This window comes from Streptomyces sp. bgisy159 (assembly GCF_057707805.1).
This window is the reverse complement of record NZ_JBYIQX010000023.1, coordinates 105,918-118,652: the sequence shown is the minus strand read 5'-3', so window position 1 is coordinate 118,652 and position 12,735 is coordinate 105,918. Positions and strand designations below refer to the sequence as shown.

7 protein-coding genes and 1 pseudogene are annotated in these 12,735 nt (G+C 66.2%); 6 read left to right on the top strand and 2 right to left on the bottom strand.

Going from position 1 to position 12,735, the window contains the following annotated elements; all coding sequences use genetic code 11:
* The first annotated feature begins 50 nt into the window (after positions 1–50).
* Positions 51–680: a protein NO VEIN domain-containing protein gene (locus tag AC3ET3_RS22345; RefSeq protein ID WP_382102258.1), complete on the top strand. Its 630-nt coding sequence runs from the start codon at positions 51–53 to the stop codon at positions 678–680.
* Between the two features lie 122 nt (positions 681–802).
* Here AC3ET3_RS22345 and AC3ET3_RS22340 read toward each other — a convergent pair.
* Positions 803–1,113 (bottom strand): annotated as a pseudogene (locus tag AC3ET3_RS22340) (hypothetical protein); the annotation flags it as partial.
* Positions 1,114–1,197: 84 nt separating this feature from the next.
* Between AC3ET3_RS22340 and AC3ET3_RS22335 the strand changes: the two are divergent.
* From AC3ET3_RS22335 to AC3ET3_RS22315, 5 genes are all read left to right on the top strand, one after another.
* Positions 1,198–2,529 carry a hypothetical protein gene (locus AC3ET3_RS22335; protein ID WP_435612758.1) on the top strand — a complete coding sequence of 444 codons (1,332 nt, stop codon included), beginning with the start codon at positions 1,198–1,200 and terminating at the stop codon, positions 2,527–2,529.
* 420 nt (positions 2,530–2,949) lie between these two features.
* Positions 2,950–4,992, top strand: coding sequence for an ATP-binding protein (locus tag AC3ET3_RS22330; protein ID WP_385249404.1), 2,043 nt, complete (start codon positions 2,950–2,952; stop codon positions 4,990–4,992).
* A gap of 374 nt (positions 4,993–5,366) precedes the next feature.
* Positions 5,367–6,344: a hypothetical protein gene (locus tag AC3ET3_RS22325; protein WP_328919206.1), complete on the top strand. Its 978-nt coding sequence runs from the start codon at positions 5,367–5,369 to the stop codon at positions 6,342–6,344.
* A 505-nt stretch (positions 6,345–6,849) separates the two neighbouring features.
* Positions 6,850–7,658 (top strand): IS5 family transposase gene (locus AC3ET3_RS22320; RefSeq protein WP_435612757.1). Its coding sequence is split into 2 segments (ribosomal slippage): positions 6,850–7,189 and positions 7,189–7,658, totalling 810 coding nucleotides; the frame shifts between segments, so codons are not numbered across the junction.
* 257 nt (positions 7,659–7,915) lie between these two features.
* On the top strand, positions 7,916–8,806 hold the full coding sequence (locus AC3ET3_RS22315; protein WP_435612756.1) for a DUF5655 domain-containing protein: 891 nt from the start codon (positions 7,916–7,918) through the stop codon (positions 8,804–8,806).
* Between the two features lie 610 nt (positions 8,807–9,416).
* Here the strand turns inward: AC3ET3_RS22315 and AC3ET3_RS22310 are convergent.
* Entirely contained in the window at positions 9,417–12,677 is a 3,261-nt protein-coding gene (locus AC3ET3_RS22310) for an HsdM family class I SAM-dependent methyltransferase (protein ID WP_435612763.1), read from the bottom strand.
* Between the last annotated feature and the right edge of the window lie 58 nt (positions 12,678–12,735).

Here is a 12,735-nt window from a genome sequence, read left to right as displayed (position 1 = left end):
GGGGGGGGGGGGGGTGCGCCTGTTTCTTCCCCCCCCCCGGCCCCCATGTAATGCTGAACGGCAGGCTCGTGTCGGCCCGGCCCGACGACCTGGCGGCGCTCGCCCGCGAGGTGGCCGCAGACCTCACGCCTAAGCAGCGGGCCACCTCGGCCACGTCCGCCACGGCGCTCGCGCCCCGCATTCCGCGGCCACGCACCTCCTCGTCGTCCGGTGCAAGGTCGCACAGCGGTTCGTACCAGGTCCCCGCGAGCGACCAAGACCGGACATTGGCTGTGGGCCTTGCGGGAGAGGCGGCGGTGGCCGCGTGGCTGCAAGAGCAGTTCGGGGTCGAACCACAGGACTCATGGAAGTCCGGCCTGCGAGTCCACGGGCTCGCCGGCGCGCAGCCGGGGGACGACCGACTCGGCTACGACTTCCTCATCCACGACGGCGACGCGACCTACCTCTACGAGGTCAAGGCATCCACCGGCGACAGCGGCGAGATCATCCTCGGCGAATCCGAGGTTCGACGCGCTTCTCGCCTGAAGCCGGACGAGACGTACTTTATCGTGTACGTCTCTCACGTCCTCGACCGCGACCGCCGCAACATCACCGTCCTGCCCAACCCATTCGGCGCCCCCGACCTCGCAGGCTACGAACTGGTCAGCACCCAGCTGAGGCTCCGATTCAACCTTGGCTGAATCAACAAATTCGCGCCCGGCTGGCCGTGGGACGACGGAGGTGGCTCGCTCCATCCACGCATGCCCGCCCTCGGTCCACATTGCCGCCGAGTTCCTCGAACAGCTCGCAGGACAGGGCCTTCCTTCCTGGCCGGATCGAGCCGCGGATCCTCGGGGTGCGCGTGGCCCGGTGACTTTCGCGCACAAGAACAGCGCCATCAGCCGGCCGGGCCTGCTCTCCAAGTCCGGCCGTCGCTCGCTCCACACACGTTCCGCTAGGGCCGGGACGGCGAGGGAATGACCCCGTAGCGTTGCCGCGTCCAGCCCTCGTGGCATTATGCCCCCGGTCCTCCCAGTTGATCATGTAGAACTCCGGGCCGGTCACGTTCGCCCACGTCAGGTCGGCATGGGGCGGCCGCCACTCCTCCACCGTCGTGTCGGTCACCTCGGGAAGGACCTCCCGGTCCCTTGGGGCCGATGGGTGCAAGCATGCGAATTCAGTGGAGAGCGGCTCCTGTTTCTAGGCAGAATCGCTGTCGTGGCTCCGATGTTGACCGATATGCCGTCGGACCGGCTGAACGCGCTGGTCAAGCACCCGTTCCACCGGGAGAACGGTGAGCGGCTGATCGGGTTCATCAAGGACTTGCGCGAATGCCACAGCGCCGAGGACTTCGTGACGTTCCAGCGGGAACTTCTGCTAGCCACACTGGCCGCGAACCGTGCGCGTGCGGAGCGCTCGCGAGTGATCAAGCGGCTCAGGAAGGGGCAGTCGCTGCCTGCCGACGCGCCTGATCTCGTCGTCGGTGATCCTCGCGACGTGGAGGACTGGCGACTGGAGTCCGACGTTCTGGAGCGTGTGGGGCGCCAACTGCGCTCGATCGGTGACGCCATGGCCTGGCGGGCATTCCGGTACGACCGGCGCTACATACTTGCGCTGCGCCGCAACGAATCACCGGGGCCAATGACCCTCAGTAAGGAGGGCACGGTCCATGAGATCCAGTTCGCGGAGCAGCAGTGGATCGAGAACAGGTGCTTCGCACTGCTGCATGACATCACCGACTGTCTGCGTATCGGCGACGTGACCGTGTTCCGTGATCGGGGCGACGACGAGCAGGACATCCTCCTTTACGAGCTGAAGACGAATCCGAGGCGGCGGGAGAGCACCCAACTGACACGGACCCGGTTGGCGGCGGAGGCACTGCACACTGGCGGGCCGCTCCCCGGTCCGGACAAGGCCGTTCTCGTCGAGACCGGTGTGCCCTACGCCACCCATATGTCCGTGCTGAGTGACGCCTTGGGCCGCGCCCACCAGGAGGGGCTGAAGACGATGCGCGTGCCGGGGCAGCGTGGTCTCCTGGCGCTCGACATCGCGGCAGCTGGGAACAGGTGGGATGCGGAGGAAGCGGCCCGACAGTTCCACGCCGCATACGCGGCACTGCTGCGTCGTATGCGACTGACGGTACAGCGCATCTGCTTCAGCAGCGGAGACAGCGCGGCGCGCAACACCATGGCCGTGCCGTGGGGCATCTATCCGCTCCAGCCAGCGCAGTGTGCCGGCCTCATCGCGGATGTTCTCGTCTTCACCGTGACACTGTCGTCCGACGACCTTGTTGACGAGCTTGGTAAGCATGGGTTGGACGCTGAGTGGGTACTGCCGAGCGGAGCTGAGATGCAAACAGCCCAGCCTGTCATGATCATTCGAGGGCACGGCCATCAGGTCACGATGGCTAGAGCAGGGCTCGAGCAGCTCGTGCTGGAGCTTAGCGATCTACAAGTCTGGGCGCGCGGCATGGACCAGCTGCTTCGGAAGGGCAAAGCCGGTCGGCAGCCGTGGCCGTACTTCGCTGATGAGTACAAGGTGTGGGCCTGACGCCGGCCGCGTATCAGGTTGCCCCTTGAAGTCGACGTGTTTCCGATGACGCATCACGTGGAGTGCGTTGCCATCCTTGAACCGGCCGCAAAGGGCTCCTGACCTGCGGTTTTGCCTGTGCGCATTATGTGCGGTGTGGGCGTTACGGGCGATATCTTGACGCTGAAATGACGCTCGTGACGCTCATTTGACGCTCGTTCTGATGGGGTGTCAGGCGGATCGCCGGGCAGGTTAGGTTCTGCGAGCCGGCGGGACATCAAGCCGGGCACTTGGCAGCTTCAGTCGGAGCCGTGGGCGGCAGACTGCAGGTTCAGCGGCGGGCCGTGGCGAGCAGGTCACTTCGCCGGTACCTCGGCCGCCCAGCACGCTTTGCTCCAGCCCGGCCGCTAGGGTGGGCGGCCTGGAGCGAGGAGGAAGACGATGGCGCTGACCACGTCGCTGGCCGGCCGGGTCCGGAATACGAGCCTGCCCAAAAGCCATGCCCTTCTGCCGCTCCTAGAGGCCGTGGTCAACGGCATTCAGGCGATCGACGCCCGGTTCGGCGACGACATGGAGCCCGGTCGTCTGAGCATCAGGATCCGGCGCAGCCAGCAGGAAGCACTCGACTTCAGCCATGTCGGCCCAGGACGCGCGGCGTTGAAGCCCATAGTCGGCTTCAGCGTCGAGGACAACGGAGTGGGCTTCACTCCGGAGAACATGACATCGTTCGAGACGCTGGACAGCGACCACAAGGCCGACATGGGCTGCCGCGGTGTGGGGCGCCTGCTCTGGCTCAAGGCGTTCGACAGGGTCACGGTCCGCAGCGCCTACGAGGACGAAGCCGGATGCCTCAAGGGGCGGCAGTTCCGCTTCTCCGTCCAGGGAGAGGTTGAGCCGGACGGGGAAGCGGACACTCCAGCCGAGGTCGGCACGACCGTGAGCCTCGACGGGTTCAAAAGGCCCTTTCAGCAGAGCGCGCTGAAGACCGTCGAGGCCATTGCCCGTGAGGTATTCGAGCACTGCATCTGGTACTTCCTGCGTCCCGGCGGCGCGCCCGACATCACGGTGGCAGACGATGACGGGGCGGTCTCGCTCAATAGCCTCATGCACGACTTCGTGTACTCCGACATGCAAAGGACATCGATCGAGGTCAAGGGGGAGAGGTTTGAGATGGTGAGCCTCCGCCTGAAGTCCTCGCCGAGGAATCTCGCGCCACGGCTGTACTGGTGTGCTGCGAACCGTGTGGTGGTGGAGGAAAACCTCACCAGCAGGGTGCCAGGGCTCTACGGAAGGCTCAAAGACGCGGAGTCCTCCCCGTTTACGTACGTCTGCTACCTGTCCTCCGACTTCCTGGACAGCCACGTCCGCGCCGACCGTACGGCCTTCGACATCAGCGAACGTGTGCCGGGCACCCCACTGATCGAAGATGTGTCGATGGACGACATCCGGGAGAGCGTGCTCAAGGAAGTCGAAAGCATCCTCGCCGGGCCGCTCAGCGCAGCACGCGAGGAGGGCAAGGCCCGGGTCCACGAGTTCGTCAGCAACCGTGCTCCGAGATACCGGCCCGTCCTGTCGCGACTCGAGCAGCTCGGCGTATCCGTGGATCCGTCCATGAAGGACCAAGACCTCGAACTACTGCTGCACAGCAACCTCCAGAAGCTCGAAGCGTTCGCGCTGGCCGAGGGCCACGCCGTCCTGGGCGAAGCAGGCTCCGCCCAACCGGAGGGCTACGACGAACGGCTCGCCCGGTACTTGAACACAGTGACCGACATCAACCAGTCCGACCTGGCCGCCTACGTCTCGCGCCGACGAACGATCCTCGACGTACTCGCCAGGCAGATCAGGTCCGACGACCAGGGTAGGTACAGCAAGGAGGACGCGATCCACTCCCTGCTCATGCCGATGCGGACCGACTCGAACGAGATCGGCACCGATGCCTCCAACCTCTGGATCATCGACGAGAGGCTCGCGTTCCACGACTACCTCGCCTCTGACAAGACGCTCAAGAGCATGCCGATCACGGGTTCCAATTCGACGAGGGAGCCCGACCTGCTCGCGACTCGGCTCGTCGGCTCGCCGGTGCTGGCCGCGGAAGGGGGAACGCTCCCGCTGCCGTCCATCGTCGTGATCGAGGTCAAACGGCCGATGCGCAATGACGCCTCGGAAGACAAGGACCCAATCCAGCAGTGCCTGGAGTACGTGAAGCGTGTGCGCGCCGGCGGAGTGAAGACCGCGCTGGGGCGGCCGATCCCCCCGACGCGTGAGGCACCTGCCTTCTGCTATGTCCTCGCGGACCTCACGAAGACGATGGTGGACAGATGCGAATACGCGGGCCTGCGGCCCACCCATGACGGCATGGGTTATTTCGGTTTCAATGAGCCGTGCAAGGCATACATCGAAGTAGTGAGCTTCGACCGTCTCGTCAACGCCGCCACCGAACGCAACCGGGCGTTCTTCGACAAACTCGGACTCCCCTCCAGCTGACTAATGAGTGGAGCTATTCCATCCGACCCCCGGAGGATCAGTAGGCGTCGATGCTCCGGCTGGCCTCAGAGAGCTCGGAAGGGGCCGCTCGTGCCGAGTCGAGGCCCCGTGCCCATCCGTCGGCTCAGGACTACTGTGCTGCCCCGCGCAGATGTCTGGCCAGCGTGGTCACCGCGATCAGGGGAGACGTGGTGGACAGGATGCAGGTGGACAGGTGACACATGAGGGGCTTGCAGGGTCCCTCGCTCATTCCAGACGTCTGCTGTCCCGGAGGTGGGGCAGCCCTTCGCCGGTACTCTTCCCGGAGAATCCGGCACCTGACGTAGGGGGAGGGCGATGAGGGTGAAAGACGACAAGGCGTACGGGGTTCGCTGGTGACCGGTACCGGGCAGCAACCGGCAGACCTCCACTTCCCCGCTCTGGTCAACGGCCTCGACTTCCTGGTGAGTGCCGTCGGCTCACTGTCCGGTGACGACGGGCAGCCGGGACCGCGCGATATGAAGTACGCGGTCCTGCACCTCCAGGCTGCGGCTGAGACGCTGCTGAAGGCCCGGCTGGAGATGCACGATCCGGCGCTGGTGTGGACAAAGGTGGAGCTGTTCGACCAGCGCAAGCACGAGGCCGGTGACTTCAAAAGCTGCGGCGTCAAAACAGCGATCGAACGTCTGCGTGACACTGTGCGGATCGAGAGCACGATCGATCCGGAGGACGCTGGCCTCAGGGCCCTGGGCAGCCTCCGCAACCGGATCATGCACTTCGGGTTGAAGGACACGGTCCTCGCCGTACAGGCGCGCACCGTTCCCGTACTCGATTTGCTGGTCGGCTTCATCAACACCGACATCCTGCCCCAGGTCCACGAGACCGATGAGGCATGGTCGGTTGAGCAGCACATGGAGCAGGTACGCGACGGTTTCAAGCACCTCACGGACTTCCTCGCCCTGCGCATGGAGACCCTGCGCAGTCGGTTGGACGGCTATGAGAGCTCGACGGCCTCGTGCCGCTCCTGCGGTCAGTTCACCGTCGTACTCGACGCAGGAGCCCAGGATCTCGCCTGCCTCCTGTGCGCGAGGCAGTACGGCACCGGCGAGGATGCCGCGTGGGAGTTCATCGGCTCCAGCAAGCACGTCAGCATCACCGACGGAGGCGGCGACCTCAACGGCTGTAGCAGCTGCGGCGCCTACTCCGTGATCAGCACTCCGTTGGCCAGCTCGCCCGGAGAGGACTCCTGGATTTGCTTCGACTGTGGATCCACATACGAAGGCGTCTGCACCTTCTGTGACCAGGCCGCCGAACTCGTCCCCGACATGGACATGTGTGGCGACTGCTACGAGATCCGCCTGGCCAACTTCTGACGGTGTAGTCGGAGGTCAGGGTACGGCGATCCGATTGACCCGATCCGGGAATCGGCCAGGGGTGCGTCTTACACCACCGGTGCTCGCGACAAAGGACCTAATGATGACCCACGACCGGATCCGGGCTGGGCACACCCTCCTCCTTCACGCGCACTCTATGTGCTTAGTTCAACTACAGCCCGTACCCGTAAGGTTGAGATTCAGGCGCCCTGCCGACCGCCTCGCCCCATGGGGGAGCGGCGGCCGTCTTCGTGCTGTTCGCCGTCCTGGTTCACCTGCTGACCTGCGCCCACGGCCATCTTCCGGCCGGCAGGCAACACCGACAGCATCGCATTGGCTGCCGGCCCTTCGTGTGCTCAGCCGCCGGCGCGGCCCCGGAGGCATGCCGCAGGCCGGCGGGGAAGAGGTGCGGGATGCCTTGTGTAGCAGGTGCTTACTGATCATTTCAGAATGAGTTTGGTTCAGGAGCTTGGCAGTTGGCCTGGTGGGCGGCAGAGTTCTGCAGGTGTCGGATGATCTTGTGCCTGATGACCTGTGGGCTCGTGTCGCCCCGCTGCTCCCTCCTCGCCCGCCGCGGCGCCGGCGGTATCCCGGTCGGCTGCCGGCGGATGACCGTGCGGCCCTGCGCGGGATTGTCTACGTGCTCCGCACGGGTGTGACCTGGGCTGACGTGCCGACCAAGACGATCGGCTGCAGCGGCGTGACGTGCTGGCGGCGCCTGCGGGACTGGACCGAGGCCGGCGTCTGGCCCCGCCTGCACGAGATCCTCCTCGCGGAACTCCGCAAGTCCGGACTGTTGGACATGGAGGACGCCGCGGTCGACGGCTCGCACGTCCGGGCCCTCAAAGGGGGGCTCACACCGGACCTTCGCCGGTCGACCGCGGCCGCCGGGGCAGCAAGCACCACCTGATCACCGACCGGCACGGAACGCCCCTGGCGGTGTCGTTGACCAGCGGAAACCGTCACGACGTCACCCAGCTCATGCCCCTGCTGGACGCGATTCCCCGCATCCGCGGCCTGGTGGGCAGGCCACGTCATCGACCACGGCGGCTGTTCGCCGACCGCGGCTACGACTACGACAAGTACCGTCGCCTGCTCCGCGCTCGCGGCATCACGCCGAAGATCGCCCGCAAGGGCACCGCCCACGGATCCGGCCTGGGCAGGACCAGGTGGGTCGTCGAGCGAACCTTCGCCTGGCTTCACCAGTTCAAACGCCTGCGGACTCGCTACGAGATACGAGCCGACCTCCACCTCGGACTGCTCCAACTCGCCTGCAGCATCATCTGCTTGAGACGACTCCGAACCTCATTCTGAAATGATCAGTTAGAAGGCCCCTGGCGCATCTCGTCGGCAGGTGCTTTGACCTGCCACGTTCTTCCTCGCTGACACGCTGTCAGGGGTTTTGTGGGACGTATGTGGGACGAGGGCCCCTCTGGGACGGATGGGATGCGGGGGTGCCCGACTGTGCCAGGTGGTCACCGTCTCACATCTCCTCACCTGTTCGGTGCGCCCACGCGGAAATAGATCTACCCCCCTCCTGCGTTCTCGATCTTCGAGCCGAGGAGGGGAAGGTGTCGGGCCTGAAGCTGTTTCACACGACGAATGGCGGCGTGACGGAGGTCATGCCGCGTCTTGCCGAGGTCGAGGCGGATGTGCAGGGCCTCGTCGAGGCGCACATGGAGACGATGCTGGGGGTGCGGTTCCTGGCGAGCGAGTACGTCATCGACTGCGCTGACGGTGGCCGGATCGATTCGCTGGGGCTCGATGAGAACGGGGCGCCGGTGGTCGTGGAGTTCAAGCGCGGCACCGCAGCCGGCGTGATCAATCAGGGCTTGTATTACATGGCGTGGCTGATGGCGCACAAGGACGCCTTCCGGTACCTGGTACGCGACCGACTCGGGGTATCGGCCGCGTCCCAGGTGCTGTGGAGCGCACCCCGGCTGATCTGTGTCGCCGGCGATTTCACACGCTACGACGGGCACGCCGTACGCGAGCACAGGCGCAGCATCGACCTGGTCCGCTACCGGTTCTTCGGCAAGGACCTGATTGGACTTGAGACCGTGGCTTCCGTCACCGGGCGGACGCCGGCCGCGCGGCGGGCTCGCCGCAGCGCGGTCGGGCTGCCGCCCGCTCGAGAGCAGGACGGTTCGCTGGCGGAGCTGGCGGAGGCGGTTGATGAGGTGCTGCTCGGCCTCGGGGACGGCGTCAGCCGGGTGCAGCGGAAGCAGTACCGGGCGTATCAGCGCCTGCGGAACTTCGCCTGCGTTTGCCCGCCGCAGAAGACCAAGCTCCTCGTCTATCTGAAGGCCGACCCGAAGGAGGTCGACCTCATACCTGGCTTCACTCGGGATGTGACGGGGCTGGGCCACCACGGCACGGGCGACCTGGAGGTGCAGTTGCGCTCCGAGCGGGACATGGAGCGGGCCGTGGACCTCTTCCGCGCCAGTTACGCGGCGGCGTAGCCGTCCGGTGTGTTTGCGACGTGAAGGCGTACGGGGGGCTGCTTTGGATGTCGTGGTGGTCGTGCCTTCCGACGTACGGGCAGGTAATGGCGGTGGACCATCAATGATGCGCGGGATCGCCGGTTTGGCCAACCGGCGATCCCGCACTATGTTGCCCCGCTTCGAAGCAGGCTGCGTTCACTTGCCCGAGCCGTCATCAGCTCGCCGTAATCGTTAGCGGTGCTTCGGGTGCCGGGCGGCCTGCGATGCTAGCCCGCATCCTCCCTGAGCCATCGGGGGGGAAGGGAGGAGACCGAAGCCGTCACTGACCGCGCCGACTGATGCGAGTCAGTCCACGGTGCGCCGGCTAGGTCGTACTCGTCGTGCGGGCCCCAGCCGATGTGTCGGGGCAGGGCCAAGCGCCCGTAGGCAGGCCCCGGCCGAACTCGTCGAGTGACGCCGGGACGGAGTGCTCATCGTGCGCGCCTACTCGTGGATGCCCGGCTCTCGCACTGACATCGGTCCGGTTCGAAGGCAAGTCCGGGCGCGACCAGTTCGTCGGCCACCGCTTCAGCGGGGGTGCCCGACGCGCGAACCCGTTGGAGTCCAGGGCCGCGGGCGTGGCACGACTTCAGGTGTCGTCCCGAGGGAACTTGTGATCCCTGCCGCAGCGCATTGTGATGTCCCCGCTCGTCTTGTCGAACTTGTGGAACAGGAACAGCTCCCGTGCGTCGCAGTCCTCGCAGACCTCGGCCCGTGCCACGGGCCACAACGGCAACGGTCGCGGGGATGAGGGGCCCTCCACGTAGATGCGGTCTGGGTCGAGGGTGTCGGGGAACGAGCGCTCGAAAGGCTCCCAGTCAGGATGGCTTCCTTGGAGACGTCGCCCGATCAGGGTGAATCCGCCGTTCCCGGCGTACGCACAGGTGTCGACCAGTTCCCAGCGGAGGGCGGACAGCCAGCCCACCGATTCCAGGGCCGCCACGACCAGCGGCTGAAGCGTCTCGACCTCCCGCTCCAGCTTGTGTTCCGGCTGCACCCTGCTCGCGTGGCTGGAGTCGTTCCGCATCCCGCGCAGTTCGCGCAGCGTTCCGAGCACCCCACCAGGGTCCAGGGAGCCCTCCAGCTCCGGAAGTTCGGGGATAGGCCCGGCCTTGACCAGGGCTTCGATCTGTTTCTCCCATGTCCCGAAGGTCGCACCGCCCTGCGAGAGGGATCTGTTTCTACGAAGGGTGTCAACGTAGCCCTGGTCACGGTGTATCTGGACCGCCACGGCAAGCACCCCGACACAGCGCGCCACGCCTTCCGCGAGTTTCAGGAGAGCATCCTTGCGAGGGGCCGACGTCGTGGCGATGCGGTACTGCCGGGCCAGCGCCGCGACGTGGTACGGGTAGGTCCACTCGGCCCGTCGGACCGGGTCCCCGAGCGGTTGGACAAGTTCTTCGATGATGCGCGCCTCGTATGCGGATGCCTTGGCGACACGGCGCATCTCGTCGAGACCAGCCTGCATACCTTGGAACACGTTCGGCAGGATTCTTGAGGTCGTGACGGCGAGCGCCGCTCTGCCGTGGTCGAGGTCGTCCAGATGCGCGTTGAACTCAGGGTCCTTGATCAGCTCGACAGGCACGGGCGAGTTCATGGACACGCGCGAGTAAGGGCCGTCCTCTTCGCTCGCCCGAGTCCGCATCCACTCGCACAAGGCTCGGCCGTTGTTGCCGATAGGACGCAGCACGGTCAGACCGGTCACGGCGTCCCCGAACTCCGCAGGCAACACACGCCAGTTGCCCGCGAGTCCCACCACGTCACCGCCGGTACAGATGGCCACAGCCTGCCCTGGCCGGGCAGACTCCGAGAGTTCCGCCGCGGTCGCCACCGTCTGGAGGTCTCGGCCGCTCAGCAGAGGCAGGCCCGTGGGCCGCCTACCGGGTGAGCCGGTTCCCACGCGCCGTGCCACTGTGGACAGTGGACCGAAGCCCGTACCGGGCACGCCGAACAGGAAGGGGGCCTGGGGCAACGTGTAGCCGGTCTCGACGCCGATCTGATCGCGCAACAGGTTCGGGTACTCGGGCGCGATCTCCTGCTCGATGAACTCGTCCACATCCTGTCCCAGCGGCACCCGCACCTTGTGCCGCAGCTCGGGATCCGGCAGCGGACGCCCCCGCGTGTCCTTCTGGAGCTCCCCCTCCGGGGCCGATACGGCCACCGCCTGTCGTACCCGGCGCGACAATGAACGCGGGAGCTCCGCCGACAGACCTGCGTTCCTCAGGGCCGTGGAGAAGGCGCCCTCGAACGCGTTCCAGGTGGGCCAGTTCTGCCCGTTCAACGCACGAAGTGCTCCCACCAGGGCATCCGTTCCGTCGAAGGATGCACGTGTCGGCCAGGATTCGGCATCGCTGACGGTGTCGTCGCTCACCGCGAAGTACTGCCGCAGCTGCTGCTCGACCGTGACCTCCTGATAGCCAAGGTCATCAACGTCGAGGAGCAACGCCCCGTCCTCACCATCGGCTTCTTGCTGCTCCCCCAAGTTGCCCCCGTATGCGACCTCGTAGTGCTCGCCGAGGCGGGCGATGTGCTGGTCCGTCAGATAGTGCCGCTTACTCGCCAGCGTCTCGCGCAGGGTCGCGAAGTGGCCTCGGGCATCCAACGCGATGACTTTGCCCCGCAGCCGGGGCGGCTTGCGGTTGGACAGCAGCCACAGAGACGCGGAGAGACCGGTGTTGACGAACAGATGCGTGGGCAGGGCGACCACACCCTCCAACAGGTCGTTCTGTAAAAGCCACTGCCGGAGCTTCGCCTCGTCCGATCCGGTACCGCCCCGGTTCAGCGTCAAGGCAGGGAGCAGGATGGCTGCCCGGCCGCCACCTTCGGCCGGAGGCCGCATACGGGCGACCATGTGCTGCACGAAGAGCCAGGAACCGTCACTGATACGCGGCAGCCCCGCCCCGAAGCGGCCGTCGTGGCCCAACTCCTCAGCTTCGCGCTTCACTTCGCTGTGTGTCCGTCGCCACTCCACCCCCCACGGAGGGTTCGACAGCAGATAGTCGAACGTCTCACCTCGGTGCCTGTCGTCGCTGAGGACGTTCCCGAAGCAGATGCCCGTCGCATCCGTGCCGCTCATGATGCGTTCGGAGCGGGCGATCGCATAACTCTCCGGGTTGATCTCCTGGCCGAAGACCCTCACCTCGGGGGGACTGTCCAGGCCGCGCAGGTAGTCCTCGACGGCGGTGAACATGCCCCCGGTGCCGCAGCACGGATCATGGACGGCGATGGGCCGGCCCGCCCGGTCAAGCGTCGCCGCGTCTGGGCCGAGCAGCAGTCTGGCGGCCAGCGTGGCCACGTCGCGGGGGCTCGCGTGCTCGCCCGATCGCTCCGGCGCCGCCTCGACGAGACGCCAGACCAGTTCTTCGTACGCCGACCCCATCTCCTGGTCGGAGACGGCATCAGGACTCAGATCGAGCTCTGCGAACCCGGACACAACGCCACGCAGCACACGCGCGCTCGCCAGCCTCTGTACCTCAGCGGCGAATTGAAACGCGTCCAGTACTTCCACGACCTCGGCGGAGAACACTCGCGCAAAGCCCTTCAGTGCTTCGGCGAGCAGCTTCTCGGCATCCGGTGACGCCTCGTCAACCGCGGTGAGCAATCCGCCGAGGCTGTCCCGAGTGTCCGTAGCTCCGCCTGTCTCGTCCAGTCCGGCCTGCGCCGAGTCCGAGCTTGCGGCCGCGACGCCGCCTTCCCCCTCCGTGGCCGTCACCTTCAGCCCCAGGCCCACCTCATGCCGGCGCAGGCAGTCCATCCGGCGCAGAAAGGTGAACGGGAGTATCACGTCGCGGTACTGATGGGCCGGCATGCTGCTCCGCAGTAGATCCGCTACAGCCCAGCAGGCATCCACCAGTGCTCGGCCTTCGACCCCAGCCACTTACCCTCCCAGGCCCGGCGGCCACCCACCA

Coding starts and splice junctions, on each gene's coding strand:
- AC3ET3_RS22345 (WP_382102258.1), top strand. CDS start 51: ATGCTGAACGGCAGGCTCGTGTCGGCCCGGCCCGACGACCTGGCGGCG.
- AC3ET3_RS22330 (WP_385249404.1), top strand. CDS start 2,950: ATGGCGCTGACCACGTCGCTGGCCGGCCGGGTCCGGAATACGAGCCTG.